Source organism: Notoacmeibacter marinus (assembly GCF_002238045.1).
In the GTDB taxonomy this organism is placed as follows: Bacteria; Pseudomonadota; Alphaproteobacteria; order Rhizobiales; family Rhizobiaceae; genus Notoacmeibacter; species Notoacmeibacter marinus.
In genome coordinates this window covers 543,357-568,919 of sequence record NZ_NBYO01000002.1, presented here as the reverse complement: position 1 = coordinate 568,919, position 25,563 = coordinate 543,357, and the positions used below count along the sequence as shown (strand labels likewise).

At 61.4% G+C, this 25,563-nt stretch carries 24 protein-coding genes and 1 pseudogene; 16 read left to right on the top strand and 9 right to left on the bottom strand.

The genetic code is table 11. From position 1 onward, the window contains the following. The first annotated feature begins 1 nt into the window (after position 1). Positions 2-997, top strand: a complete 996-nt coding sequence (iolG, locus tag B7H23_RS10885) for an inositol 2-dehydrogenase (protein ID WP_094077422.1) — start codon at positions 2-4, stop codon at positions 995-997. 162 nt (positions 998-1,159) lie between these two features. Here iolG and B7H23_RS16350 read toward each other — a convergent pair. Continuing rightward, positions 1,160-1,837 (bottom strand): annotated as a pseudogene (locus tag B7H23_RS16350) (hypothetical protein); the annotation flags it as partial. Positions 1,838-2,149: 312 nt separating this feature from the next. Here B7H23_RS16350 and B7H23_RS10880 point away from each other — a divergent pair. The 6 genes from B7H23_RS10880 (at position 2,150) to B7H23_RS10855 (ending at position 8,190) form a co-directional block, all read left to right on the top strand. After that, on the top strand, positions 2,150-3,187 hold the full coding sequence (locus tag B7H23_RS10880) for a LacI family DNA-binding transcriptional regulator (protein WP_094077421.1): 1,038 nt from the start codon (positions 2,150-2,152) through the stop codon (positions 3,185-3,187). Positions 3,188-3,297: 110 nt separating this feature from the next. Then, positions 3,298-4,617, top strand: coding sequence for an ABC transporter substrate-binding protein (locus B7H23_RS10875; RefSeq protein ID WP_476703827.1), 1,320 nt, complete (start codon positions 3,298-3,300; stop codon positions 4,615-4,617). Between the two features lie 72 nt (positions 4,618-4,689). Further along, positions 4,690-5,562, top strand: a complete 873-nt coding sequence (locus B7H23_RS10870; protein ID WP_094077419.1) for a carbohydrate ABC transporter permease — start codon at positions 4,690-4,692, stop codon at positions 5,560-5,562. A 10-nt stretch (positions 5,563-5,572) separates the two neighbouring features. Next, the gene (locus B7H23_RS10865) at positions 5,573-6,403 is read left to right on the top strand and encodes a carbohydrate ABC transporter permease (RefSeq protein WP_094077418.1); all 831 of its coding nucleotides are present in this window, start codon (positions 5,573-5,575) and stop codon (positions 6,401-6,403) included. 12 nt (positions 6,404-6,415) lie between these two features. Beyond that, a complete protein-coding gene (locus B7H23_RS10860) occupies positions 6,416-7,420 on the top strand; it encodes an ABC transporter ATP-binding protein (RefSeq protein WP_094077417.1) in 1,005 nt (334 codons plus the stop codon). Next, positions 7,417-8,190: an L-iditol 2-dehydrogenase gene (locus B7H23_RS10855; protein ID WP_094077416.1), complete on the top strand. Its 774-nt coding sequence runs from the start codon at positions 7,417-7,419 to the stop codon at positions 8,188-8,190. Before B7H23_RS10860 ends, B7H23_RS10855 begins: the two co-directional genes overlap by 4 nt. A gap of 150 nt (positions 8,191-8,340) precedes the next feature. Here the strand turns inward: B7H23_RS10855 and B7H23_RS10850 are convergent, their stop codons facing one another. After that, complete coding sequence (locus B7H23_RS10850) at positions 8,341-8,718, bottom strand: flagellar export protein FliJ (protein WP_094077415.1); 378 nt, start codon at positions 8,716-8,718, stop codon at positions 8,341-8,343. A 449-nt stretch (positions 8,719-9,167) separates the two neighbouring features. Between B7H23_RS10850 and ctrA the strand changes: the two genes are divergently transcribed. Then, the gene (gene ctrA / locus B7H23_RS10845) at positions 9,168-9,863 is read left to right on the top strand and encodes a response regulator transcription factor CtrA (RefSeq protein WP_094077414.1); all 696 of its coding nucleotides are present in this window, start codon (positions 9,168-9,170) and stop codon (positions 9,861-9,863) included. Positions 9,864-9,980: 117 nt separating this feature from the next. Here ctrA and B7H23_RS10840 read toward each other — a convergent pair whose 3' ends face one another. Next, the gene (locus B7H23_RS10840) at positions 9,981-10,394 is read right to left on the bottom strand and encodes a response regulator (protein ID WP_094077413.1); all 414 of its coding nucleotides are present in this window, start codon (positions 10,392-10,394) and stop codon (positions 9,981-9,983) included. Positions 10,395-10,533: 139 nt separating this feature from the next. Further along, a complete protein-coding gene (gene chpT, locus B7H23_RS10835) occupies positions 10,534-11,163 on the bottom strand; it encodes a histidine phosphotransferase ChpT (RefSeq protein ID WP_094077744.1) in 630 nt (209 codons plus the stop codon). Between the two features lie 288 nt (positions 11,164-11,451). Between chpT and B7H23_RS10830 the strand changes: the two genes are divergently transcribed. Then, positions 11,452-12,030, top strand: coding sequence for a DUF1134 domain-containing protein (locus B7H23_RS10830; RefSeq protein ID WP_094077743.1), 579 nt, complete (start codon positions 11,452-11,454; stop codon positions 12,028-12,030). A 117-nt stretch (positions 12,031-12,147) separates the two neighbouring features. After that, on the top strand, positions 12,148-13,212 hold the full coding sequence (locus B7H23_RS10825; RefSeq protein ID WP_094077412.1) for a coiled-coil domain-containing protein: 1,065 nt from the start codon (positions 12,148-12,150) through the stop codon (positions 13,210-13,212). A gap of 8 nt (positions 13,213-13,220) precedes the next feature. Here the strand turns inward: B7H23_RS10825 and B7H23_RS10820 are convergent, their stop codons facing one another. The 3 genes from B7H23_RS10820 to B7H23_RS10810 form a co-directional block, all read right to left on the bottom strand. Beyond that, positions 13,221-14,018 carry a TrmH family RNA methyltransferase gene (locus B7H23_RS10820; RefSeq protein ID WP_094077411.1) on the bottom strand — a complete coding sequence of 266 codons (798 nt, stop codon included), beginning with the start codon at positions 14,016-14,018 and terminating at the stop codon, positions 13,221-13,223. A 42-nt stretch (positions 14,019-14,060) separates the two neighbouring features. Continuing rightward, entirely contained in the window at positions 14,061-14,405 is a 345-nt protein-coding gene (locus tag B7H23_RS10815; protein ID WP_094077410.1) for an ArsR/SmtB family transcription factor, read from the bottom strand. Between the two features lie 169 nt (positions 14,406-14,574). Next, positions 14,575-16,758, bottom strand: coding sequence for an anthranilate synthase (locus B7H23_RS10810; protein WP_094077409.1), 2,184 nt, complete (start codon positions 16,756-16,758; stop codon positions 14,575-14,577). Positions 16,759-17,299: 541 nt separating this feature from the next. On the opposite strand from B7H23_RS10810, the gene B7H23_RS10800 reads away from it, so the two are divergent. The 3 genes from B7H23_RS10800 to B7H23_RS10790 are packed head-to-tail and all read left to right on the top strand — an operon-like array spanning position 17,300 to position 20,204. Next, on the top strand, positions 17,300-18,268 hold the full coding sequence (locus B7H23_RS10800; protein WP_094077407.1) for a L,D-transpeptidase family protein: 969 nt from the start codon (positions 17,300-17,302) through the stop codon (positions 18,266-18,268). 6 nt (positions 18,269-18,274) lie between these two features. Next, positions 18,275-19,219 (top strand): extensin-like domain-containing protein, encoded by a 945-nt coding sequence (locus tag B7H23_RS10795; protein ID WP_094077406.1) that lies wholly within the window; start codon positions 18,275-18,277, stop codon positions 19,217-19,219. Between the two features lie 40 nt (positions 19,220-19,259). Next, positions 19,260-20,204, top strand: a complete 945-nt coding sequence (locus B7H23_RS10790) for a cation diffusion facilitator family transporter (RefSeq protein ID WP_094077405.1) — start codon at positions 19,260-19,262, stop codon at positions 20,202-20,204. A gap of 6 nt (positions 20,205-20,210) precedes the next feature. On the opposite strand, the gene B7H23_RS10785 is transcribed toward B7H23_RS10790, so the two are convergent. Beyond that, positions 20,211-20,891 carry a DUF998 domain-containing protein gene (locus B7H23_RS10785; protein ID WP_094077404.1) on the bottom strand — a complete coding sequence of 227 codons (681 nt, stop codon included), beginning with the start codon at positions 20,889-20,891 and terminating at the stop codon, positions 20,211-20,213. 320 nt (positions 20,892-21,211) lie between these two features. Here B7H23_RS10785 and leuA point away from each other — a divergent pair, with 320 nt between their 5' ends. The 3 genes from leuA (at position 21,212) to B7H23_RS10770 (ending at position 24,544) form a co-directional block, all read left to right on the top strand. Beyond that, entirely contained in the window at positions 21,212-22,933 is a 1,722-nt protein-coding gene (leuA, locus tag B7H23_RS10780) for a 2-isopropylmalate synthase (RefSeq protein WP_240535067.1), read from the top strand. After that, a complete protein-coding gene (locus B7H23_RS10775) occupies positions 22,933-23,718 on the top strand; it encodes an alpha/beta fold hydrolase (RefSeq protein WP_094077403.1) in 786 nt (261 codons plus the stop codon). Before leuA ends, B7H23_RS10775 begins: the two co-directional genes overlap by 1 nt. A 100-nt stretch (positions 23,719-23,818) precedes the next feature. Further along, entirely contained in the window at positions 23,819-24,544 is a 726-nt protein-coding gene (locus tag B7H23_RS10770) for a hypothetical protein (RefSeq protein WP_094077402.1), read from the top strand. A 37-nt stretch (positions 24,545-24,581) separates the two neighbouring features. On the opposite strand, the gene B7H23_RS10765 is transcribed toward B7H23_RS10770, so the two are convergent. Further along, complete coding sequence (locus tag B7H23_RS10765) at positions 24,582-25,550, bottom strand: metallophosphoesterase family protein (protein WP_094077401.1); 969 nt, start codon at positions 25,548-25,550, stop codon at positions 24,582-24,584. Positions 25,551-25,563: the final 13 nt, after the last annotated feature.

Below are 25,563 nucleotides of genomic sequence, written 5' to 3'. Positions count from 1 at the left end.
CATGCTGAAGATCGGACTATTGGGATGCGGCCGTATCGGACAGGTTCACGCCCGCTCGGTCGGACAGGTCGATGGCGCGGTCGTGACAGCGGTCGCGGATGCCTTCGCCGAACCGGCCGAAACGTTGGCAAGGAAGACCGGCGCGACGGTCATGGAAACCGAAGAGTTGATTGCGAGCGGCGATGTGGATGCCGTCGTTATCGGCACGCCGACCGATACCCATTATGAACTGATCCATGCCGCCGCCGCTGCCGGCAAACCCATTTTCTGCGAAAAGCCGGTCGATCTGTCGGTGGACCGCATTCGCGATTGCATTGCCGCCGTGGAAAAGGCCGGCGTGCCGTTTCTGTCCGCCTTCAACCGGCGGTTCGATCCGAATTTCGCCAATCTGCAGAGCCGGATCGTGGAAGACGAGATCGGCCATGTGGAGATCGTGACGATCCTGTCGCGCGACCCAAGCCCGCCGCCGATCGATTACATCAAAAGCTCCGGCGGGTTGTTTCGCGACATGATGATCCACGATTTCGACATGGCCCGCTTTCTGCTCGGCGAAGAGCCGGTCAGCGTCTATGCGGTCGGAGCCGCTCTGGTCGATCCGAATATCGGCGAAGCCGGCGATGTCGATACGGCCGCCGTGACGCTCACCACCGCCTCCGGAAAAATCTGTCAGATTTCCAATTCGCGGCGCGCCACCTATGGCTACGATCAGCGGATCGAGGTGCACGGTTCGCGTGGTATGCTTCGCGCGGCGAACGTTCTGGAAAATACGGTCGAGGTGGCGTCCGGGGCCGGTTTTCGCGCGGCGCCGGCGCAACATTTCTTTCTGGAGCGTTACGAAGCCGCCTATCGCGCCGAGATGGAACACTTCATCGAGGCCGTTCTCGATGGCACGCAGCCGACGCCCGGTATTCGCGACGGTCTGCGCGCACAGATGCTCGCCGATGCCGCTGCCCGTTCGCTCGCAGAAGGCCAGCCCATCGCGATCGCCGACGCATAGGGCGCCGATGCACCATCGGGCGACGTCAGGCGCTACGGTGTTTGTGCGCTTGCCATGGATGCGCGACGGTTGACCCAGGCAAGGCTCGCGGGAGCCCAGCCGAGAACGAGGAACGATCCCGCCCAGGACGACGAAAAGGAGCAGGCCCGGCAGGCGAAAGCGCCTGTCCAGCGCGACCGCGCCCAGGGCCCAACCATCGCCGGAGCGGCTCGCAGCGGTGTTGACCCACATCGCCCGGCCATCTCCCGATGGCGAGAAGGAGCCGTAGGACAGAAACACGGCTGCGAGGCAAAGAGTCACGGACAGGAGCGTAAAGGACAGGGCCCCGCCCAGGCCGATCATCACAATTGTCGCAGCTCCGTAAGGAACGAAAAGCGAGACGCCGCCGATCCAGCGCCATTTCCGCAGAATGTTGATCGTCAGACCGGCCATCGCGACCGTGCCGAAATAACCATGGAGCCAGAAGGGCGCGCTAGGCTCGCCGCCAACCAGAAACGGCGCGATGCTGGCGCCCAGTATGCCGACGGCGGCCAGCAAAGGACCGCAGAACCAGCCTCCTCCGTGGTCGGCTGTCCCCTGCCGATAGACGGTTTTGCGGCTGGAGCGGCGGGTTCGATAGGGGTAATCGGAGTTGCAGGTTCGGCAGGCTCGGCCGGTACCGCAGGTTCGGTCAGAGCGGGGCGCCCTCTCTCCTGCGCGCCGATCGTCGCTTTCCCTTGCACCAGAAGCGTCTCCAGCCGCCTTATGCGCGTGTTCTGTTTGGCGACCATCACGAACAGCACGGCGATGGATACCGGCACGAGCCAGTACGATCAAAACGAGACAGTTGAAGAACGGCATTGCGCGGACTACTGGAATCGAAAAGTCTGCCGATCCTGCACGATATTCGTAAACGGAACCGGCTTCCCTCAAACCCAATATTCTCCCGGGCCGCTACTGCGTATGCAGGGATATCCTCGAGCTCATGGCCATCCCCCGTGCTTTCAGGGCAGGGGTTCGACAATACGACAATCAACTGGACGCCAGACCGGGAACCACCATCAGGACTCAAGAATTTTACACGTGTAAATATTATGTTCGTCGGTTCGCTAATTTGACACGGTTCGTATCTGCGTAAAGGTACGGCGCCACTATGGAGCGGTAAGGCAGGCGATGAAAAAGCAGAAGATCGATACGATGAAGGAGTTGTCGGTGGCGATCGGCGTCTCCCGGCCCACCCTTTCGCGTTATTTTCAGGACCCGCAAAGCGTTCGCCGTTCTACTGCGGCGCGAATCCAGCGGGAGCTGGAAAAGATCGAATATGTGCCGAACTTCTTCGCCACGCGGATGAACCGGAAGACGACCGGGCTGATCGGCGTCATCATCCCCTATCTGAACGACCTCTTCTTCACCAAGCTTTTGCAGGCCATTGAGATCGCCGCGATGGATGCGGGGTTCACCGTCATTATGCAGTGCTCCCATTTCGATCCGGATATCGAAGCGCGGGCCGCCCAAACCTTTATGTCGATGAGCGTGGATGGCGCGCTCGTCGTGCCGCTCGGCAATCAGAGCGACCTGAAAACCTATGAACGACTGCAAGAACGGTTGCCCTTCGTTCTCGTGGACTCCCGGCCGACAACGATGCCGAATGTCGATTTTGTGGGCAGCGATCACTGGCAGAGCACGGGTCTGATCACCGAATATCTCTGCCGTGTCGGGCCGCCGCCCATATTCCTCGCCATGCCGCGCGTGAACTTCAACGCCATGGAGCGCGAACACGCCTATATCGAATGTATGGAACGGCTCGGCCATGAGCCGGAGGTCGTTGGCACCGAACTGATCGAGGATTTCTGGTATTTCGAGGAGCACGGCGAGGCGGTGATGAATGCCGCTTTCGCGCGTGGCCAATACATCGACCGATCCGTTCTTTGCGTCAACGACCGCGTCGCCATTGGCGCGTTGCGTGCGGCATCGCGTCACGGCCTCGTTCCCGGGCGTGGCGCGAAGGGCGGATTGCGGATCGCCGGCCATGACGATTATCCGCTCTGCCCCTTCACCGCGCCATCGCTGACGACCGTTGCGCAAAATGTCGATGCGATCGGCAAGGCCGCCGTGTCGCGACTGGTTCAGAAGATGCGGGGCGGCTTTGCCCCCGGCCAACCGGAAATTCAGCTGTTCGACGGAGCGTTAAAGCTTCGCGAGTCGGCCTAGCCCAAAACGGCGGTTGGCGTGCCACAATCGGCAGTCGCCGTTTTCAGTTGACGCGGCGCAACTTTCCTCCTTATATTTTCCCCGTGTAAAGTTTCTGGGAGGATACTATGATTTCGAAGCGCACCCTTTTGGGGTCCGCCGTGGGCTTTGGCCTTGTGGCGGGTCTTTCGACATCGGCCATGGCCGATACCATCACGGTGGCCACCGTGAACAATGGCGACATGATCCGGATGCAACAGCTCTCGCCGCAGTGGGAGAAAGAGACCGGCCACACCATCGAATGGGTGGTTCTGGAAGAAAACACGCTGCGCCAGCGCGTCACCCAGGACATCGCCACCAAGGGCGGCCAGTTCGACGTGATGACGATCGGCACCTACGAGGTTCCGATCTGGGCAAAGCAAGACTGGCTGGTGCCGCTTGAGAACATGCCCGACGGCTACGACGCCGACGATATCCTGCCCTCAATCGCCGGGGGGCTTTCGGTCGACGGCACGCTCTACGCCGCGCCATTCTACGGTGAAAGCTCAATGGTCATGTATCGCACGGACCTGATGGAAAAGGCCGGCATGGAAATGCCGGATGAGCCTACCTGGACGGATATCGCAAAGGCCGCCGAGGCGATGCATGATGGCGAGAACGAGATTTACGGGATCTGCCTGCGGGGCAAGCCCGGCTGGGGCGAGAACACCGCCTTCCTGACCACCATGGCCAATTCCTTCGGCGCGCGCTGGTTCGACATGGACTGGAAGCCGCAGTTCGACAGCCCAGAATGGAAGGAGAGCTTCACCACCTATCTCGACCTGATGAACAAATACGGTCCTCCGGGCGCGGCGTCGAACGGCTTCAACGAAAACCTGTCGCTGTTCCAGCAGGGCAAGTGCGGCATGTGGATCGACGCCACCGTCGCCGCCTCCTTCGTAACCAATCCCGATGACAGTCAGGTCGCCGACAGCGTCGGTTTCACGCTGGCGCCCAACAAGGAAGGCGTGGAGAAGCGCGCCAACTGGCTCTGGGCATGGTCGCTGGCGATTCCAGCGGGCACAGATGCCGAGCAGGCCGCCAAGGATTTCGTGGCGTGGGCGACTTCGAAGGACTACACCGAAATCGTGGCCGAGAAAGAGGGCTGGGCGAACGTGCCACCTGGCACCCGCACCTCACTTTATGAGAACCAGGATTATCTCGATGCGGCGCCCTTCGCCAAGATGACCCTGCAGTCGATCGAGCTTGCCGATCCGACCAGCCCGACTGTCGAGGAAGTGCCGTATACAGGGGTGCAGTTCGTTGCGATCCCCGAGTTTCAGGGCATCGGCACGGCAGTGGGGCAGGCGCTCTCGGCAGCGCTGGCCGGGCAGAGCTCGGCCGAGGAGGCGCTGGCGCAGGCCCAGTCCATCACCCAGCGCGAGATGAGCCGCGCGGGTTACGGCAAGTAATCTGCCGACAGGCGGGGTCGCTTCTGAAAGCGGCCCCGCATCTGCCGCCTGCCCGGGGAGGGAGGAGCCGCCATGGCGACCCAGCATTCCAAAGCCGCTGCGCGGCTCATGATCGCGCCTGCCGTGATCGTCCTGTTGCTGTGGATGATCGTGCCGCTGGTGCTGACGCTCTATTTCTCCACGTTGCGCTACAATCTGCTGATGCCCGGCGGCACCCCGTTTGTCGGTATGGAGAACTATCAATATTTCTTCACCGATCCGGCCTTCACGACGGCGCTTGTCAATACGCTGCTGCTCGTCGGCGGCGTTCTTCTGATCACCATAATCGGCGGTACGCTGCTGGCGCTTCTCCTCGACCAGCCAATGTTCGGGCAGGGGATCGTGCGTCTGCTCGTCATCGCCCCCTTCTTCGTCATGCCTACCGTGTCGGCGCTGGTCTGGAAGAATATGTTCATGAATCCGGTCAACGGGCTGTTCGCCCATCTGGCCCGCCTCATCGGGATACAACCTTTCGACTTTCTGGCGGTGGCGCCGCTCGCCTCGATCATTCTGATCGTCGCCTGGCAATGGCTGCCCTTCGCAACGCTGATTCTGCTGACGGCGATGCAGTCGCTCGACAGCGAGCAGATCGAGGCGGCAGAGATGGATGGCGCCGGCGCCCTTTCGCGCTTCTTCTACATCGTCGTGCCGCATCTTTCGCGCGCGGCCACGGTGGTCATTCTGATCCAGACCATCTTCCTCCTGTCGATTTTCGCGGAAATTCTGGTGACGACGGCGGGCGGGCCGGGCGTCGCCTCCACCAATCTGACCTATCTGGTCTATATCCAGTCGCTCCTTCAGTTCGATGTCGGGCTCGGCTCGGCCGGCGGCGTGGTCGCCATCATCCTCGCCAATATCGTTGCGATCTTCCTGATGCGGATGATCGGCAAGAATCTCGACGCGTGAGGAGGGCATAATGGCGCGCTCAGTCACAAGATCCCGCAAGATCGTGAACACGACGATCGCCTGGGCAATCGGCCTGATCATCTTCTTTCCGATTCTCTGGACGGTCCTGACCAGTTTCAAGACCGAGGCCGAAGCGATTTCGTCTCCACCTTCCTTCCTCTTCTTCGACTGGACGTTCCAGAACTACGAGGCGGTGCAGGAGCGGTCGAACTATTTCCGCCACTTCTGGAACTCGGTCGTCATCTCGGTCGGATCGACCATTCTGGGCCTTGCCATCGCCGTGCCCGCCGCATGGGCGATGGCGTTCGTGCCCGGCAAGCAGACCAAGAACATTCTGATGTGGATGCTGTCGACCAAGATGCTGCCAGCCGTCGGCGTTCTGGTGCCCATCTATCTTCTGTTCCGGGATATGGGGCTTCTGGACACCCGCACCGGATTGGTCGCGGTGCTGATGCTGATCAACCTGCCGATCATCGTGTGGATGCTCTATACCTATTTCAAGGAAATTCCCGGCGAGATCCTGGAGGCGGCTAGGATGGACGGCGCGACGCTGCGTTCGGAGGTCACCTACGTGCTGTTGCCGATGGCGGTGCCGGGTATCGCCTCCACCATGCTGCTCAATATCATCCTGGCGTGGAACGAGGCCTTCTGGACGCTCAATCTGACCGCCGCAAACGCCGCCCCCCTTACTGCTTTCATCGCAAGCTATTCGTCACCGGAAGGGCTGTTCTACGCAAAGCTTTCGGCGGCTTCGACCATGGCCATCGCGCCGATCCTCATCATGGGCTGGTTCAGCCAGAAGCAGCTGGTCCGCGGCCTGACCTTCGGCGCGGTGAAATAAGGAGACCTTCCCGTGGGACGCATCACCCTTGAGAACGTGCAGAAGAGTTTCGGCGATGTGGAGGTCATCCCGCCGCTCGACCTGACCATCGAAGACGGCGAATTCGTCGTCTTCGTCGGCCCGTCCGGCTGCGGCAAATCCACACTTCTGCGACTGATCGCCGGATTGGAAGACGTGTCCGGAGGCGAGATCCGCATCGATGGCAAGCCGGCGACCGATCTTCCGCCGGCCAAGCGCGGGCTCGCCATGGTCTTCCAGAGCTACGCGCTCTATCCGCATATGTCGGTCCGCAAGAACATCGCCTTTCCGATGAAGATGGCGAAGGTGCCCGAGGACGAACAGAAGCGGCGGATCGAGAGCGCTGCGCACGCGCTGAACCTCACCGATTATCTGGACCGCCGGCCGGGGCAGCTGTCCGGCGGACAACGCCAGCGAGTGGCCATCGGTCGCGCCATCGTCCGCGAGCCGGCTGCCTTCCTCTTCGATGAGCCGCTGTCGAATCTCGATGCGGCGCTGCGCGTCGGGATGCGCCTTGAAATCTCCGAACTGCACACGCGGCTTGCCACCACCATGGTGTATGTGACGCACGACCAGGTGGAAGCGATGACCATGGCCGACAAGATCGTGGTTCTGCGGGCGGGCCATATCGAGCAGGTCGGCAGCCCGCTCGAACTCTATCGCAGCCCGCGCAACCTGTTCGTCGCCGGTTTCATCGGTTCGCCGAAGATGAATTTGATCGACGGGCCGGAAGCGGCGCGGCGCGGCGCTCATACCATTGGCATCCGGCCCGAACATATCGATGTCTCCACAGAGGAAGGCGTCTGGCACGGCACGATCGGCGTGGCGGAACATCTCGGTTCGGACACGTTTTTCCACGTTCATGAGACCGGGCTTGCCGAAACCGTCACGATCCGGGCCGACGGCGAGATCGGTCTGCATCACGGCGACCGGGTCTATCTTACGCCGCATCCCGACAAGATTCATCGGTTCGACGAAGGTGGGCTCCTGATCGCATGAGGCGTCTCGAAGGCAAGTCGGCGCTGATTACCGGCGCGGCGCGGGGAATCGGCCTCGGTTTTGCGAAGGCCTATGTCCGCGAAGGCGCGACCGTCGCCATCGGCGACATCGATCTGGCCGCCGCGCAAGCGGCTGCGGTGGAAATCGGCGACGGCGCCTATGCGGTGGAGCTGGACGTGACGGCGCAGGCCAGCATCGATCTGACCGTTGCAACCGTGTCCGAACGGTCTGGCAAACTCGACATTCTGGTCAACAATGCGGCGGTGTTCGACGCGGACCCTATCGTCGATATCACCCGCCATAGCTATGAGCGGCTCTTTGCCGTGAATGTCGCCGGCACGCTCTTCACCATGCAGGCTGCGGCCAGGCAGATGATTGCGCAGGGCCATGGCGGCAAGATCATCAACATGGCCAGCCAGGCCGGGCGCAGGGGGGAAAGCCTCGTTGCGGTTTATTGTTCGACCAAAGCGGCGGTGATTTCCCTGACGCAATCGGCCGGGCTGAACCTCATCCGGCACGGCATCAATGTGAACGCCATCGCTCCTGGCGTCGTGGAAGGCGAACACTGGCAGCACGTCGACAGCCTGTTCGCCAGGCTGGAAGGCAAACCGGCGGGCCAGAAGAAGGCGGAGGTGGAGGCCGGCGTGCCGGCGGGCCGCTTTGCGACGCCCGACGATCTGACGGGCATGGCTGTCTTCCTCGCTTCGGATGAAGCGGACTATATCGTATCACAATGCTACAATGTCGATGGCGGACAGTGGATGAGCTGACGGGTCTTGCTCGCGAACAAATGACGCGGCATTCCGGATCGGCGCCAGACGCCGTAAATCGCCATCCGACGGATAGACGGCAAGCGCCGTCGGGCCTCGGTCAGGACGAGGCTCCGACGGCTGCCTTGATTGTCGCCTATTTAAACGGCTCTAGCCGATCATATGACGTCGATCGACCGTTTCGACCGGCCGCGAGCGCGCTTCGCGGGCATCCAGCATTTCAGCGCGTGACAGTTCCGCTTCCGCTTCCGCCAATGCTGCTTCCGCGGCATCGCGCTGGACCTTCAACTCGGCCTGTGACGTCAGCAGATTTTCGCGGCGAACCCGGGCTGCTTTGGCGAAGGTCGGATAGGCGAAATGGTCGACATCGGTGATGTTCGCCTTCTTCTCTTCCGATTCGATCTGCAGTTCCAGTTCGGCAGCCTTGCGGGTAAATTCGGCCATCATGGTCTCAAGCTGGTCCAGCTGACGCCGCTTTTCATTGACGTGAAACTGGTTGAGACGGACAAGGTTATCCCTCGATTTCATCGGTGTACTCCTGACACTCAAACGCGATGCACCCGGCGAAACTGGCTCCGGGACCCCCATTTCCGCCTTTTCTTCCCCGAATTGGCACCCCTTAAAAAAAGGTTGCGATTGCCGGGGTTTGGTAAGACTTCGTTTACGGGCGTCGTTAATCATAGTGACCGGTCATTAAGGTGCGGTAAAAAAATATGCGCCGCATCGAAATGACCCGGAAGGCGAGTCCGAAGAATCACTTGAAGGCGTTTCTTCGTGTCGGTCCATGTGGGCCTAAACCTCGATTTCTGTTGTAAGATCATCACGTTGCGATGAGGTTTTCATAGGTTCGAGGCAGACTTGCCATCCCGATTCGGACTTTGTTAACCATCTTCGTGGCAGGCTCTACGCCAAGGCAAATCAGCTGTCGCCCAAACGGGCAGGCTCGAAGCCTCGGCGGTGAAAGAGGGGAAGACTGAATGCGCGTTCTGCTCATTGAAGACGACAGTGCGGTGGCACAGAGCATCGAATTGATGCTCAAGTCGGAAAGCTTTTACGTCGACACGACCGATCTCGGCGAGGAGGGTGTCGATCTCGGCAAGCTCTACGATTACGACATCATTCTGCTGGACCTGAACCTGCCCGATATGAGCGGTTACGAGGTGCTGCGGACGCTGCGGCTCTCCAAGGTCAAGACGCCCATCCTGATCCTTTCCGGCATGGCCGGCATCGAGGACAAGGTGCGCGGTCTCGGTTTCGGCGCCGATGACTACATGACCAAGCCGTTCCACAAAGACGAGCTTGTGGCCCGCATTCACGCTATCGTCCGCCGCTCCAAGGGCCACGCCCAGTCGATCATCACCACCGGCGATCTGGTTGTGAACCTCGATACCAAGACGGTGGAAGTGGGCGGCCAGCGCGTGCATCTGACCGCCAAGGAATATCAGATGCTGGAGCTGCTCTCCCTGCGCAAGGGCACGACGCTCACCAAGGAAATGTTCCTCAACCATCTCTATGGCGGCATGGACGAACCGGAACTGAAGATCATCGACGTCTTCATCTGCAAGCTGCGCAAGAAGCTGGACATGGCGTCCGGCGGTCAGTCCTACATTGAGACGGTATGGGGTCGCGGTTACGTGCTGCGCGAGCCGGAAGAAGTCCGCGCCAGCGCCTGAGGGCCTGACCGGAACAAAACAATCGAAATTCTCAAGAGCCCGGCCGCCACGCCGGGCTTTTCTTCTTTCTGAATGAAAACCGGAACTCGAGGAATCCACGCCGCGGCTTTCTGAAATCTAGGCTGCGGCTTCTTCCTTCTCCGCATTTCTCCTGCGGCGGCGCATCGCTTTTTCGACGTTCTTTTCGATCGCCGACATCAGGAGAGGACGGTCGAAGGGCTTCAGGATCCAGCCTTCTGCTCCGGCCCGCTTGGCGCGCATGATCGGAACGGGGTCCACTTCGACCACCATCAGAAAGACCATCGGCATCGCGCCGGCCGTCATGCTCTGAAGGCTCTGCAGAAAATCGACGCTGCGCATATCGGGCAGCCAGTCGTCCAGAAGGATGATGTCCGGGCGCATGTCACTGAAAATGCTGAGGGCAGCGCTGCCGCTATCGGCCACCTCCACCTCCATGCCCTCGGAGGACAGGATGCGGGATGCGACTTTCCGGACGACCGGAGCATCGTCGATGACAAGACATCGGTTCATCACCAGCGGGGACCCTTGCTTTTTCCCTTCACGCGACGCGATTGCATGCGCCCGACGAAAGCCTATCGCCCGCGGGTTAAGGAACCTGAAATAGGCTGTTTCCGATTTGATGGAGATGGCAGGCGCGGTGCCGGCCGACCTAGCGCGCCGTCAGCGTCACCGCTTCGCCGGTGGTGGAAATGCCGATGTCCATCTTGGCTTCGCTGGCCATGAGGATGGTGTAGTAGGCCTGAATGGAATGGGCGTTGATCGGCTCTTCGCCGACCGATCCGCCGTGCAGTTCCAGGAAGTGCGGCGGGACGCGGATCATTCGCCCGGTGGCGGTGATCGTGAAGACGGGCGCCGTCTCCAGCGCGTCGAGCGATACCTTGATCTCGCCGCCGCGCGGAATGGCGGCATTGGCAATCAGGAGCAGGTTGAGCAGCAACTTGACCTTCTGTTTGGGCAACAGCGCGCGCTCGCCTTCCCAGATCAGTTCGGGCTTCTCATTGGCGATAAAGCTCTCGGCCACAGCCTTTGCGTCGCCCGTATCGATCTGGGAGCCCGCCGATCCCGCCGCGCCGAATGCGATCCGCGCAAATTGGAGCCGGGCGGACGCGTTGGTGGCCGAAGCGCGGATCAGCATCATGGCGTCTTCGTCGGCGCCACCCTCGTCCAGAAGTTCCAGACCATTATTGATCGCGCCCACGGGCGAGATGATGTCGTGGCAGACCTTGGAGCACAAAAGCGCCGCGAGGTCGCTTGCCGAAAGGGTCAGAACATTTGCCATGGTGTCGAAAATCCCCGTCTCTAGGTCCGGCCGCCGCCGGTCCATACGCCGAATCGTAAGCGTTTGCCTGCAGAACGGTTACCCCGCTAAAGGCCGCCGGGGCAAGCGAGAGGTCCTGCGCCCCAATGATGCTGCGCATTTGCCACAAAGTGAACGCAGGCGTGTCACCGTCTATTAAACTTAAGAAAAGGATTATCGACGATTATGACGGCAAATCGGCCCCCAATTCAGCCGGCGATCACGGCGGGAGCGGGCGCTTTGCCGACCATATGTCAGGAGTTTGCGGCCATGCTGAACCGGTTCCTCAAAATCGTCTTCGCGCGAATCTTCGCGCCCTTCCTAATCACGCTTTCGCTGGGCCTCGGTGCGGCTCAGGCGGCCGGCGAGGATTACTCCTCGCAGGAAATCGTCGATAATGGCCACCGCTTCTTCGGCTCCACTTCGGGCGGGCTTGCGCAGGCAATCGAGACGATCTTCGCAAAATACGGCCAGCCCAACGGTTATGTCCTGGGCGAGGAGGGATCGGGCGCCTTCATTGGCGGGCTCACCTATGGCGAAGGCGTTCTCTACACCAAGAATGCCGGCGACCATCCCGTCTTCTGGCAGGGTCCGTCGCTCGGTTTCGACTTCGGCGGCCAGGGCTCCCGCATCATGATGCTGGTCTATAATCTGGACAGCGTCTCTTCCCTCTACACCCGTTATGGCGGTGTGGCCGGCGCAGCGTATGTTCTGGCCGGCGTCGGCATCAATGTGCTGGAACGCAACAATGTGCTTCTCGTGCCGGTGCGAACCGGAATCGGCGCGCGGCTGGGCGTCAATGTCGGCTATCTGAAGCTGACGCCTTCGCCGACCTGGAACCCCTTCTGAGCGTCCCGCTTCGATCCACATCTCTTTTTGAGACTGCACAGACCGGCCCTCTTGCGTTACACCGACGCATGAGGGCCGTTTCGTCATTGTAAGGACGAGAAACAGGGTGAGTGGGCTGTGATCGAATTTGGTCTGATTTTCGCTGCGGGGTTTCTATCGGCGCTTCTTCTGGCGCTGTTGCTGGCGCCATTTCTCTGGAGCCGGGCCGTCAAGCTGACCGGATGGCGCATTGCCGCATCCGTCCCGACCACCGTTGCGGAAGCGCGGGCGGAAAAGGATCAGATCCGGGCCGATTACGCCATGCGCCTGCGCAAGCTTGAAATCGGCATGGACCGGTCGCGTGAGAAAGTGGCGTTGAGCGAAGCGGCCATCGGCCGAATCCGGGAAGAGAATCGCCTGATCGTTCGCGACAACACCCAGCAGACCGAAACGATCGAGACGCTGGAAGGTGAAATTCGCGAAGGCAATCACGCGGTCGCGCTTCGCGATGAAACGATCGCCGAACTGAAGGGCCATGTGGCCGTTCTGGAAAAGCGCCTCGCCAAGGCCGAAAGCAGCCTGAAGAAATCGCAGCAATCGGTGACCAGACTGGAAAGCGAGCGCGAGGATCTGCAGTCCGATCTCGAGGTCGACCGCGTTCGCGTGGAGGCGGGACGGCGGGAGCGGGAACGCCTCGTCGAACGTCTGGCTTTACAGGACGGCGAATTGCAAAGCCTACTCGAGCGCGTTTCGACCGGCACGCGCGAACTGAACCGCGAGCGCGAACGTCGCGCGGCTCTGGAAGAACAGCTCGAAGCGCTTGGCGAGAGCATTGAGCGATACGAACCCGTTTCGGACTTCGCGAACGCAAAGAGCGACGGCGATCATTCGGCGCCCGCCGCCCTGTCCGGGGTCGGCAGCGATAGCGGTCAGGCGGATGCGACGGCCTATGCCAGTGCGCTGCGCGCCGAGAACGAGTTGCTGCGCAGCCAACTGGAACAGCTTCGTTCGATGAACGGCGCCGGGGATAGCGAGCAGATGGCCGCCCTTCGCGAAGCGCTGGACCGGTTCGCTGAGGAGACCGTGGCTTCCGCGGCTGCAAAGGAAGGCGAAGACGGCACGATCCATCAATTGCTGGCCGAAGAAACGGACAGTCCGGGCCTGTCCGGCCGCCTCGCCGCACGAATTTCCGGGGAGCGTTAAGCGCCCGCCTAATCCGCCGTTTTGCGGAAATGGTGGAGAGCGATGGCCGATGCCGCTGCGACGTTCAGGCTGTCGAAATCGGCAGCCATACCGATACGCAGGCCGTCGGTTTCAGTCAGAATATCATCCGGCAGCCCGTCGCCCTCGGCACCGAAGAGCAGAGCCACCCGCTCGGCGCGTGGCGCGTCTTCCAGAACGAGACCGGCGCTCGGGGACGTGGCGTAGATCGTATAGGCTTCGGCCCTGAGGCGCGCGATCATTTCCGACGCAGGGCCGATCGTCATGGACGGCAGTTTCAGCGCGGCGCCCACCGATACGCGGATTGCCTTGCGGTAGAGTGGATCGCAACAGGTTTCATCCATCAGGATCGCGTCGACGCCAAACGCCGCCGCGTTTCGGAAGAGGCTGCCCATATTGTCATGGTTGGCGATGCCGACGAGGCCCATAACAAGGGATCGGCCGGCCGGGAAGGCGGGCGCGGTTTGGCCCGTCTCGCGATAACCGAGCGCCAGGACGCCGCGATGGATCGGAAAGCCGGCGACCTCGTCCATGATCGTCCGGTCCGCGACATAGACGGGCACGCCGTCCGGCACTTTCGCTAGCAGATCGGCGAGCCCCGCCAGCCGGTTTTCCAGCAGAAAAAGTGAATGGACGGCATGGCGGCCACTCGTCAGCAGAACGTTCAGAACCACCGTGCCTTCCGCGACGAACAGCTTTTGCCGGCCCGCAAGGTCGCGCTCCCGCACATTGCGGTAGGGCGCGATGGCGGGATCATCACAATGGGTGATGCGGATCAAATTGGCCATGATGCTGTCAGGATATGCCGCGCAGAGCGGGGCCTGCCAATGTCAGAGCTTGGTGCAGCGTTGATCCAGCAGTTCCAGCAACTCTTTGGCAAGGTTGGACTGCAGGCTGTAATAGATCGTCTGCCCGTCACGGCGTGTGCTGACAATTTCGCGGGCGCGCAGCTTGGACAGATGCTGGGACAGAGCCGACTGCGATAACTGCACCCGTTCGGCCAGCCTGCCGACATTCATTTCGCCGGCGTGCAGGATGCAAAGGATCTCCAGGCGCTTGGCGTTCGACAGGGCCGCCAGAAAATCGGCGCTCTGCGTGATCTTTTCGTTGAGGTGGCAAAATGTCAGATTCGGTCGGTCGGGTATGTCCCGAAATTGATCAGTTGCCAAAGTCATACAACGGCCTCGCCTAGAAGTTCCGCAAAACTTTGCGGTCGGATAGACGGCGATAGCGGCAATCGTCCGCAGCCGTCGCTCCCCTCAGGTCCGGGTGTATTACTTTTTTATCGTTGACGCAATGCTGCCATTGGGCTGACACATTTTCGCCAAATCTTAATTAATTCGCTCATGCCGTGTTCCCGCGCCGGCGTGGCAGATGCGCCACCACATTCTCGATCATTCTCATCCCGGCCTCTCCACCGAGGCTCATGATCGATTCCGGATGGAACTGAACGGCGGCGACAGGCTCACTCTTGTGTTCGATCGCCATGATCACGCCATCGTCCGTTTGCGCCGTCACCTCGAAATCGTCCGGCAGGCGGGCAAGATCGGCGAAGATGGAATGGTAGCGACCGACCGTGACCTCCTGCGGCAGCCCCGAGAAGATGGTGCGGTGGGCATCGACCCGAATGCGCGACGGTTTGCCGTGCACCGGAACGTGAAGGGTGCGCAGCGAACCGCCATAGGATTCCGCCAGCGCCTGGAGGCCGAGACAAACGCCGAAAACGGGCCGGTCGGCGTCGCGCGCCATCTTGATCGTGCGCTTGGTGTCGAAATCCTTGGGCATGCCGGGGCCGGGCGACAGCACCACGAGATCGGGATCGACCTCTTCGAAGAGCGCTTCCGGGACAGGCGTTCGAACGGTCGTCACTTCCGCGCCCGTCTGCCGGAAATAATTGGCCAGCGTGTGAACGAAGCTGTCCTCGTGATCGACTAGGAGGATGCGGATGCCGTCCCCCACCGGAGCAGCCGATCGCGCAGCCGCATTCGCATTGGACGATCCGGCTTCGCGCACCGCCGCTCGCAGCGCGGACGCCTTCAATTCGGTTTCAGCTTCCTCGTCTTCCGGCACGGAGTCGAAAAGAAGCGTCGCGCCGGCCCGAACCTCGGCGATGCCTTCCTTGATGCGGATGGTGCGCAGGGTCAGGCCGGTGTTCATATTGCCGTTGAAATGCACCATGCCGACGGCCCCGCCATACCAGGCGCGAGGGCTTTTCTCGTTCTCTTCCAGAAAACGCATCGCCCAGAGCTTCGGCGCACCGGTCACGGTGACGGCCCAGGCATGGGAGAGGAAGCCGTCATAGGCGTCCATATCGGCCCGCAAACGGCCTTCGATGTGGTCGACCGTATGGATCAACCGGGAATACATCTCGATCTGGCGACGGCCGACAACGCGCACCGAGCCCGGTTCGCAAACCCGGCTCTTATCGTTACGGTCGACATCCGAACACATTGTCAGTTCGCTCTCATCCTTTTTGGAATTGAGCAGTTTGAGGATCTGTTCGGCGTCCTCGATGGCGTCGGCGCCGCGCTTGATCGTACCGGAAATCGGGCAGGTTTCGATCCGCCGTCCATTGACGCGCACGAACATTTCGGGCGAGGCGCCGATCAGATATTCCTGTTCGCCCAGATTGATGAAGAAGGAATAGGGTGAGGGGTTGGTCTCCTTCAGCCGCCGACAAATTGCCGAGGGCGCTGTCTCGCACTTTTCGTAGAAGGTCTGGCCGGGCACGACCTCGAACAGATCCCCGCGGCGGAAATGCTCCTTGGCCCTACCGACGAGCCGCGCATATTCGCCCGGCTCATGGTCGCTACGCGGAGGATCGATGTCGGCGAAGCGGAACGGCTCGAGCCGGTTGTCGCGCGCGCGACCCTTCGTCGTCCATCCATCGCCGGAGAATGTATAATCCTCCGTCCAGGCCGACGCGGTATAATGATCGACGACCAGAATCTCGTCCGGTAGATAAAGCAGCAGATCGCGCTGCTCGTCCGGCCGGTCCAGACGCTGCGTCACCGGGTCGAACTGGAACGCCAGATCATAGCCGAACGCGCCGTAAAGGCCGAGATTTTCGTCTTCGTCTGTATGGAAACAATCGGTGATCGCACGCAGCACCGTGAAGACGCTGGGCATGCGCGAGCGATCTTCTTCGGTAAAGTGGCCCTTGGGTTCATCAATTTCGATGGCGACTTCATCTTCGCTCTGCGCTGTCATGCGAGCTGCGTCGGGGCTGGCCGCCAGGCCGGCCAGAAAGGGTAACATCGCTCGTCCGCGCTCGTTCAGCGCCCGGATGGAAAGTCGTCGTCCGTGCCCGGCGATCGCGATCGGCGGATCGACGATGGCCGTGTCCCAGCGCGTATAGCGTCCCGGATATTCGTAATTGGACGAGAAGACCGCGCCGCGACGGCTGTCCAGCGCATCGATCCAGCGTTCGATCGCACCCTCATATTCCACGGGAGTGCGTCCTCGTTCGATCGCCACGCCGCCGCGTGTCTGAATACGGAGGGGGGGGGATGTTCGATGCGTCGTCATGATCGTTCTGCCTGATCTGGCCAAGGATTGCCGGGCTCATAGCAAAAAGGCCGCCCCGGACATCTCCATGGCGACCTCTTCCAAATTGCCTGCATCAAGAATGCATGCGGATCGGCTCGCCTCTCAGAGGCGCCACCAGTTCCCAGTCTCGATGCGCGGCGTGTTCATGTCCTGCCTCATAGGCCGCGCGGTTGCACTTGTCTATCGGCTTTGAAGGACGGCTTGCCATTTGAAGCGAAAAAGGGGGTCCGCCCTAGTCATTGACCGGCAGACCCCCAGTCGAATAGCCGCGTGTTTGCTGCAGCCTGATCGGTCCGCGTGGAGGGTAAGAGGGCAGTTCCACGAGACCGGCTCACCGTGTGGCGCCAGATCGAACCATCGGTGAAGCAGGTTCCTTGTAAGTCGCACCCGGTAAAGTTTTCGTTTCTGACTTTTGCACCCTGAAGTTGTCATTGCGTGCCGAATGCCGTTCCTTTCTTGCATGAGGCAACAATTAGGGTGGCCCGGCGTTGGTCGGGACAATTCCTTGGAGGGTTCACGTATGACGTCTCGGATTTTCGGTTTTCTGGCGGCCGGTGTCGCTCTTGTTTCGCTGACCGGGCCTGCGGCCACTGCCGAACTTTCGATGCAGTCCGTCAACGAAGCGTCCTATAGCGGAGGGGCACTGCCGGAAGGCCAGAGCCCCATTACCACGCGCATACAGATCCTGCTCGACCGAAACGGTTCTTCGCCGGGTGTGATCGATGGCTATTCCGGCGGCAATGTTCGCGATGCGCTGACCGGTTTCGAGGAAATGAGCGGGTTCACCGTCGATGGGAAGATGGATGAGGAGATCTGGAACGCGCTGGAGAGCAAGGACCGACCGGCCATGATGGATTACACCATCCAGGCGTCCGATCTGGAACGGCTGAAGGAAAGCAATCCCGAAGATTACAAGGAGATGGCTGAAGAGGAGTGGCTCGGCTTCACCTCGGCGAGCGAGGCGCTGGCCGAGAAGTTCCACATGGACGAGGACTTTCTGAAAGCGGTCAATCCGGACCGCCGGTTCCAGGAGGGCGACACGATCGTTGTGGCTGATCCGGGCGCAAACAAGGGCGCTAGCGTCGCTCGCATTGTCGCCGATAAGGGGCGTTCGCGCATTCTGGCCTATGACGATCAGGACAGGATCGTCCTGTCCTATCCCACGACGATCGGTTCGGACGATACGCCCAGCCCATCGGGCACGGTGGAGGTGAATGCGGTGGCGATCGAACCGACCTACACGTTCGATCCGAAGAATATTCCCGAATCCGATATTGAAGAGACCTTCGCCATTCCCGCGGGGCCGAACGGACCTGTCGGTCTGGTGTGGATCGATCTGTCCAAGCCCACCTACGGGCTTCACGGCACCCCTTACCCTGCCGAGATCGGAAAGACGGCAAGCCATGGCTGCGTGCGCCTGACGAACTGGGACGCGCTGGAACTGGCTGAGGCCGTCGAGCAGGGCACCACGGTCGAATTCAAGGATTGATCCGGTATGAAACTTCTACGCGCACTGGCTCTCGGTAGCTGTCTCATGGTCGCCGGAGCGATGGCGCATCCATTGGTCGGTTTCGCCCAGGAAGGCACGCAGGCGGGTGACATCGATCCACCATTGCCGGAATCGCGGCCGACCGATGGAGATGATACGACTGACGAGACGGACGGTCGAGCCGACGCAGACAATGCGGCGGCGTCGGACAAGCCGGACGATAAGGCCAAACCGCCGCTTCCCCGCTCCCGACCGGATGACGCGCCGGACAATGACGCCGAGGAAGACAGCGCTCCGCCGAAAGATGACAGCGAATCCGAGGATGGCCCGGCTGACGATGCGAAGAATGATGCCGCCGCTCCTGCTCCACCGGTCGAAACCGTGCCGGAGGGCATGTCCGCTGTCGAAGTCACACGGTGCGAAAAAGACCTGAAAGCGCTCGGCGCCACGTTCGAGGTACTCGACCCGATCGCCGGCAAGAACGGTTGCGGCGTGGCGCGTCCCTACAATGTCTCCGAAATCGACGGGATCAAGATACGGCCGCGCACGCAGATGACCTGCGATGTGGCTTTGGCTCTGGCCCGTTGGGTGCGGGGCGTCGTGCAACCCAGTGCCGCTGCACTCGGCCCGGATGTTCGGCTGAGCGAAATCACCCATGCCTCCACCTATGTGTGCCGGCGGCGCAACAATCGGCCGACCGGCAAACTCAGCGAACACGCCAAAGGCCAGGCTATCGACATTATTCGCTTCGCTTTCGAAGGTCACAAGCCGCTGCCGATCATTCCGCGCGCCGGCAAGGGCACGATGCAGGAAGCCTTTCAGCGAACCGTGCAAGCGGGCGGGTGCCTTCACTTCACGACGGTGCTCGGGCCGGGTTCGGATGACTATCACGACGATCATCTGCATTTCGACGTCATCAAGCGCAGCAGCGGCTACCGCCTTTGCCAGTAGGCATCATGACGAAGGCGATTCGTCGTGTTAGGGACCGGCCATGGCGATCGGCGGGCAGTCCAGCAACGGTAGCGAAGAAGACGGCGTAAGGGCCGGCCGCGTGTGGGTGCGCCAGCTTGCCATCCTGTCATTGGTGACGGCCTTTGCGGTGATGGGACTGAAGTTTCTGGCCTGGTGGCTCACCGGTTCGGTCGCGCTTTTGTCCGATGCGCTGGAATCGATCGTCAATGTCGTGGCGGCCTGCGCCGCCCTCATGGCAATATCCATCGCTCACAAACCGGCTGATGAAGGTCATCCGTTCGGCCACCACAAGGCCGAATATTTCTCCGCCGTGCTGGAAGGCGTTCTGATCGTCCTGGCCGCGCTCCTGATCATATCGGAAGCCGTTCCGGCATTGTTCGAGCCGCGACCGCTCGACAATTCATCGGCCGGCATCGCGATCAATCTTCTCGCCACGATCATCAATGCTGTTCTGGCGATCACCCTCCTGCGCGAAGGCAAGCGCTACCGTTCGCCCGCACTCCAGGCCGATGGTCGGCATATTATGACCGATGTGTGGACGTCGGTTGGCGTGGTAGTCGCGCTCATTCTCAGCGGGTTGACCGGCTGGCTTTGGCTCGATCCTGTCATCGCCATACTCGTTGCGATCAATATTCTCTATCATGGGGCAAGGGTGGTAATGTCGTCGCTCGACCGGCTGATGGACCGCGCCGTCGATCCAGAAGAACAGGCGCTTATCGAACGGTCGATCCGGGAGGAAGCGGAAGGGGCCATCGAGGTTCACGACATACGGACCCGCATCGCCGGGCCGGCCCGCTTCATCGAATTTCACCTGGTCGTCGACCGGAACATGAGCGTGGCGGCAGCACACGATATTTGCGACCGCATCGAAACGGGTATCCGGCGCAAGGTCGAGGGCGCGCGGGTGACGATCCATGTCGAACCCGACCAGAAGAGCGAGCCGCACGGCCTGCCGCTCGCCTGACAACCCTCACAACGGGCTCGTGCCGCCATCGTCGTCCAACTGTCGCTCTTTTGTCAAAGAACGCGCGCAGGTCGCAATCCAGACCAGCATGACTGCGGCGAGGGCCCGTTCGACCAGGCCGTCGAAGGCCGTATCCATGAGATAGAAGATCGGCGCACCCAAGACCCACAGGGCCGCCAGGGCCACGAAGACGATGCGGATCGCCCGGTCGTGATCGGATCGGCGAGCAATGTCCCGTCGAAGCAGCAGCAGGCTTGCCGGAACCAGAGCCGCCATCAGATAAACCATCCGGTAGTGCAGAACCCAACCGCCTTCGTCCAGATCGCCATATTCGTCCCACCGTGCAATGAAGAAGACTAGGACGCCGGTGAGAATCATCGCCGCCGCCCCGGCGATCCAGCGAGCGCCGCTGCGACGGGCCAGAAGTAGGCCGATACCGGTCAGGACGACAGCGATAGCAAACGCTTCCATGGCGAAGTCCTGCCATATGGCATAACGCCCACCCGCCGCCAGATCGCTGATCGTATCGGAGATCGGCGAATAGTCCTTCTGCAGGAAAAAGCCGAGAATGAGATCGGTGGCGGCAACGAAAACGCAGCAGGCGAGTGCAAACCATCCGAGCATCTTCAAAACCCAGGGCTGCGTCAGTGTTCTGGTGCTTTGCCTGGCGTTGTCGTCCGAAGCCATCGTCCGATATTCCCGCTATTTCCATTGCCTGCCGTCGCGCCGGATTCCAATTGGGCTTGCCCGGCCAAACATCCAGGGTTAGTCTTGGTTCCATGATCATGATTTCGGCCCCTTTGTCGAAGCGCGCCACGCAGCTTCTCCTCCTCCTTCCTGGCGACCGTCGGGTCCGTTAAGGGGCGCCCGGCGGTCGATCGGCCGCCGCTGCCGTTTGCCCCGGATCACTTCAATGGAAATTTCCGGCCGAATGGCCGACAAGCCTGGAACGACCCGCCAACGTACAGATGCGCGGCTCGCCCGGCCAAAGCAAATGGATCAAGTTTATGACCGATACGACCTCTCCCGTTCGCCACCGGACGATGGACGATGCGGCCCGCAAATATCAGGCCTATCCCATGGTCGGGCTGACCGACAGGACATGGCCGTCCAGGCGGATCGAGGAGGCGCCGATCTGGTGCTCCGTCGATTTGCGCGACGGCAATCAGGCGCTGGTCGATCCGATGGGGCACGACCGCAAGGCGCGCATGTTCGCGCTGCTGCTGGATATGGGTTTCAGGGAAATCGAGATCGGTTTCCCTGCGGCCAGCCAGACCGATTTCGACTTCACCCGCTGGTGCATCGAGCAGGGCAATGTGCCGGAGGACGTGTCCCTTCAGGTGCTGGTGCAGTGCCGGCCCGAGCTGATCACGCGAACGTTCGAAGCACTTGAAGGGGCCAACCGGCCGATCGTCCATTTCTACAATTCGACATCCGAACTGCAGCGGCGCGTGGTGTTCGCCAAGGACGTTGCCGGCATCAAGCAGATCGCAACGGACGCAGCCAAGATGATCACAGACATGGCGGCGAAGGCCGGCGGCGGCTACCGTTTCCAGTATTCGCCCGAAAGCTTCACCGGCACAGAATTGGACGTGTCGCTGGAGATCTGCAACGCGGTGATCGAGATCGTCCAACCGACAGCGGACAACAAGTTGATCGTCAATCTGCCGGCGACGGTGGAGATGAGCACGCCGAACATCTATGCCGACCAGATCGAATGGATGAGCCGCAATCTCGACAATCGCGAGAACGTCATCCTGTCGCTGCATCCGCACAATGACCGGGGCACAGGCATTGCCGCGACCGAGATGGGGCTGATGGCGGGCGCCGACCGCGTGGAGGGCACGCTGTTCGGCAATGGCGAGCGGACCGGCAATGTCGATATCGTGACGCTGGCGCTGAACATGTACACGCAGGGCGTCGATCCCATGCTGGACGTGCGCGAGATCAATCGCATCAAGGATGTCTATGAATACTCCAACCAGATGACCATCCCGGAACGCCATCCTTATGTCGGCGAACTGGTCTATACCGCCTTTTCCGGCAGCCATCAGGACGCGATCAACAAGGGCATGAAGGCTATTTCGCAGGCCAACAAGGAATTGTGGGAAGTGCCGTATCTGCCGATCGATCCGCAGGATGTCGGCCGCACTTACGAGGCGATCATCCGCATCAACAGCCAGAGCGGCAAGGGCGGCATCGCCTATATCATGCAAGCCGATTACGGCATGAACCTGCCGCGCAATCTGCAGGTGGAATTCCGCGAGGATATCCAGCGCATTACCGATGAGGAAGGCGTCGAACTGCCGAGCGCGCGAATCCATGACCGCTTCATGGAGCATTATGTCGAGCAGCCGGACGGGCGGCTGACATTCGTCGATCACCACACCTTCCCCGATACGGTCAATCCAGGACGGCGCATGGTCGAGGCGACCATCGTCGATCAGGGTCAGGAGATGCGTATTGCCGGCGCGGGCACCGGACCGGTCGACGGGTTCATCGCCGCGCTTTCGGAGCACATTGCAACGCCCCTGTCGGTCGTCGATTATTCCGAGCATTCCATCGGCAAGGGCTCCGACGCCGCGGCGATCTGCTACATGGAGATCGAGCACCCGGGCGGGCGGCTCTTCGGCGTCGGCATCGACAAGAATATCGTCGCCGCTTCGCTGAAGGCGATCACCTCCGCCGCCAATCGCGTTCTGGCGGATGCTTCGGGCAAGGCGGACTGATGGCCGACGATCAGCCGCACCCTCTTCACGCCACGCAGTTCGGCGACGAGGACGGCTCGACCGTCCTCGTCCTGCTGCATGGTTTCGGCGGCACGCATCGCATCTGGCAGGCCGTCATCGACGCGCTTCTGGCGGAGTGTTCGTACCTTTCGATCCTCGCCTACGACCTGCCGGGCCATGGCGAAAATCTCGATGCGCCGGGCGCCGGCCCGCCGAAACGCGGGGCGGAGCTGATCGCCGCCGATCTGAAGCGGCGCGGCATCGAACGCTACCATCTGGCCGGCCATTCCATGGGCGGGGCGATCGCGACGCTGATCGCCTGCGCCGAACCGGATCCGGTCGCCTCGCTGACGCTCGTCGCGCCGGGCGGCTTCGGACCGGAGATCGCCATCGACGTTCTCAAGCTCTTTGCCGAGGCCGCGACGGCGGACGATCTTCGCCAATGCCTGTCGCGCATGAGCGGGCCGGGCGCGGACATTTCGGACGAGGATATCGAGGCGCTCGTTGCCATGCGCAAGCGACCGGGGCAGGTGCCGATGCTGCAGCGGATCGCCGACACCATGACTCGCGACGGCAAGCAGGGGCAATTGCCGGCGAAGTGGCTGGAAAAGCTCGCCATGCCAGTTGCGCTGATCTGGGGAACAGAGGACACCATTCTGCCTTATGATCAGACGCAGAATGCGCCCGGTAACTTTACCCTCCATACGGTTGATGGCGCTGGCCACATGCTGCCCGAAGAAAGCCCTTCCCGGGTCGCGCAGGTGATCGCAGAAGCGGTTCGCTAAACGATTGCCGTGGTTCTGCGACCGATGGATCGGTGCAAAATATCGCTGCAACTGCTAGATATCCGTCAGCGACGCAGAGGTTTCGGAACGGGTGAGATCGATGGACGAGCAGAATGAGGGGCGGGGACACGATCCGGTGCGCACGCGCCGCCTTTCCGACGCCATTCGCGAGGTGAAGAACGCCGTCGCCGACCGGTCCGACATTCTCGGCGATCTGCGGGAGGCGCGTCGGGCGCGGATCGATCTTCTGGTGCAGGAATTGCAGCCGCTCATCGACGATATTCCGGCGGAGGACGATCTGTTCGATCTGGCGGTGTCGTCGGGCGTGGAGCCCCGCTTCTGGATCGACGCCGTGTCCCATGTCCATATCGGGCGGGACGGGCGGAGCTATTGTTTCGTGCGCGATCTGCGACTGGGCCGAGAAGTCATCGCGGAAGCAAGCAATGTGCAGGAGATGGCGGAATACGTCACCTTCTACGTGGCCGAGCGGATGGTGGAGCGCGAGCGGCTGCAGATGGAGGGCACGTCGGCGTTCCGTCCGTCGCTGTCGCTTCCGCCGAAGGAACCGGACCGGCCGGCCGATAAGCTCGCCAGGGAAACGAGTGCGCCAACGCCGGAGCCTGAACAGGAATTGCCGCCGACGGCAGGGCGCGTTGAGATGACCGGTGAGCGACACCCGGAAAAATCGTCCGGCCGGAGCGGCTGGGTCACGGTTCTTCTCGCCCTGATTGTGATCCTGCTCGGTATGGCGGTCGGTTTCGTGGCAGTGGCGCTTTTCATTGCGCCCGACCTTCTGCAAACTCTGCTGCGACCGCTCGGCGCATAATTTCCCGTCGGACCGCATGAACTAACCGGTTCCGCTCCTACCGGGCGATCGCCATCCGGTTGTGCGCATCGCTCCAATCGGGATTTTCTATCGGCATGTCGAGCCGATCGAGCTGGGTTTCGGCGACGCATTCCAGCGGCGTCGTTTCGCCCGTCACCGCATAGCGCTGCAGATTGATCGTCCAGCCGCCATGATAGTCGGGCGTGATGTCGAAGCGGTTCCAGCTTCCGGCAGGCTTCTTGCCGCCAAGCTGCTGACCGGTCGCGCTGACGCCGACGACGGGCACCGGGCCATCCGTGCCTTGCACGCAGTGCAGCGTCGGCAGATGCGTATGGCCGTGCAGGATCAGTTCGGCGCCATGCTGGGAGACGACCCGCTGAAACAGGTTGATCCCGTTCAGGCGCTTGTGCTGCTGGGCCGCTTTGCGGACCGGCGGGTGATGAATCATGATCACGCGGAAGAGATTGCGGCGCTTCGCATCGTCGAGCATGAGCGCCAGCCTCTTGGCCTGACGGCGGCGAAAATAACCGGTCGCCATGAAGGGCGCGGAGGCCCTTGCGGTCGAAATGCCGATCAGCGCCAGCGGGCCGCGCGCCCGCATATAGGGAAAGGAGCGGCTGGTGATCGGCGTCTTCACGCCATCGCTGCCCATCCATTCGCTCCATGCGCGGCAGGCCTTGTCGAGAGCGCCGGGGACGTAAGCGTCGTGATTGCCGGGCACCAGCGAAACGAACTGCCCATCGCCGAAGCCCTCCAGCCATTGGCGGGCCGATTCGATTTCGCTTTCCAGCGCCAGATTGGTCATGTCGCCGGTAATGGCGACGTGATCGAGCGCGCTTTCCAGCATGTGTTCGGCCACGCGGTTCAGAACGTCGTCGCCGAGCGCGCTGCTACGCGAGCGATGCCAGTTGACGTATCCGGTGATACGTTTGTTCACCAGTTCGCGATACCGGATGTCCGGCAGCGGACCGAGATGGAGATCGGAAATGTGGCCTAGCGTATACATCGGCGCTCATCCT

What these genes read in the sequence shown, in the direction of transcription:
- B7H23_RS10795 (WP_094077406.1), top strand. Translation starts at nt 18,275, where the DNA reads ATGAAACTTCTACGCGCACTGGCTCTCGGTAGCTGTCTCATGGTCGCC.
- B7H23_RS10870 (WP_094077419.1), top strand. Translation starts at nt 4,690, where the DNA reads ATGGCGACCCAGCATTCCAAAGCCGCTGCGCGGCTCATGATCGCGCCT.
- B7H23_RS10880 (WP_094077421.1), top strand. Translation starts at nt 2,150, where the DNA reads ATGAAAAAGCAGAAGATCGATACGATGAAGGAGTTGTCGGTGGCGATC.
- B7H23_RS10830 (WP_094077743.1), top strand. Translation starts at nt 11,452, where the DNA reads ATGCTGAACCGGTTCCTCAAAATCGTCTTCGCGCGAATCTTCGCGCCC.
- B7H23_RS10855 (WP_094077416.1), top strand. Translation starts at nt 7,417, where the DNA reads ATGAGGCGTCTCGAAGGCAAGTCGGCGCTGATTACCGGCGCGGCGCGG.
- ctrA (WP_094077414.1), top strand. Translation starts at nt 9,168, where the DNA reads ATGCGCGTTCTGCTCATTGAAGACGACAGTGCGGTGGCACAGAGCATC.
- B7H23_RS10865 (WP_094077418.1), top strand. Translation starts at nt 5,573, where the DNA reads ATGGCGCGCTCAGTCACAAGATCCCGCAAGATCGTGAACACGACGATC.
- B7H23_RS10785 (WP_094077404.1), bottom strand. Translation starts at nt 20,891, where the DNA reads ATGGCTTCGGACGACAACGCCAGGCAAAGCACCAGAACACTGACGCAG.
- B7H23_RS10790 (WP_094077405.1), top strand. Translation starts at nt 19,260, where the DNA reads ATGGCGATCGGCGGGCAGTCCAGCAACGGTAGCGAAGAAGACGGCGTA.
- chpT (WP_094077744.1), bottom strand. Translation starts at nt 11,163, where the DNA reads ATGGCAAATGTTCTGACCCTTTCGGCAAGCGACCTCGCGGCGCTTTTG.
- B7H23_RS10850 (WP_094077415.1), bottom strand. Translation starts at nt 8,718, where the DNA reads ATGAAATCGAGGGATAACCTTGTCCGTCTCAACCAGTTTCACGTCAAT.
- B7H23_RS10810 (WP_094077409.1), bottom strand. Translation starts at nt 16,758, where the DNA reads ATGACGACGCATCGAACATCCCCCCCCCTCCGTATTCAGACACGCGGC.
- B7H23_RS10770 (WP_094077402.1), top strand. Translation starts at nt 23,819, where the DNA reads ATGGACGAGCAGAATGAGGGGCGGGGACACGATCCGGTGCGCACGCGC.
- B7H23_RS10775 (WP_094077403.1), top strand. Translation starts at nt 22,933, where the DNA reads ATGGCCGACGATCAGCCGCACCCTCTTCACGCCACGCAGTTCGGCGAC.
- B7H23_RS10765 (WP_094077401.1), bottom strand. Translation starts at nt 25,550, where the DNA reads ATGTATACGCTAGGCCACATTTCCGATCTCCATCTCGGTCCGCTGCCG.
- B7H23_RS10800 (WP_094077407.1), top strand. Translation starts at nt 17,300, where the DNA reads ATGACGTCTCGGATTTTCGGTTTTCTGGCGGCCGGTGTCGCTCTTGTT.
- B7H23_RS10815 (WP_094077410.1), bottom strand. Translation starts at nt 14,405, where the DNA reads ATGACTTTGGCAACTGATCAATTTCGGGACATACCCGACCGACCGAAT.
- leuA (WP_240535067.1), top strand. Translation starts at nt 21,212, where the DNA reads ATGACCGATACGACCTCTCCCGTTCGCCACCGGACGATGGACGATGCG.
- iolG (WP_094077422.1), top strand. Translation starts at nt 2, where the DNA reads ATGCTGAAGATCGGACTATTGGGATGCGGCCGTATCGGACAGGTTCAC.
- B7H23_RS10840 (WP_094077413.1), bottom strand. Translation starts at nt 10,394, where the DNA reads ATGAACCGATGTCTTGTCATCGACGATGCTCCGGTCGTCCGGAAAGTC.
- B7H23_RS10820 (WP_094077411.1), bottom strand. Translation starts at nt 14,018, where the DNA reads ATGGCCAATTTGATCCGCATCACCCATTGTGATGATCCCGCCATCGCG.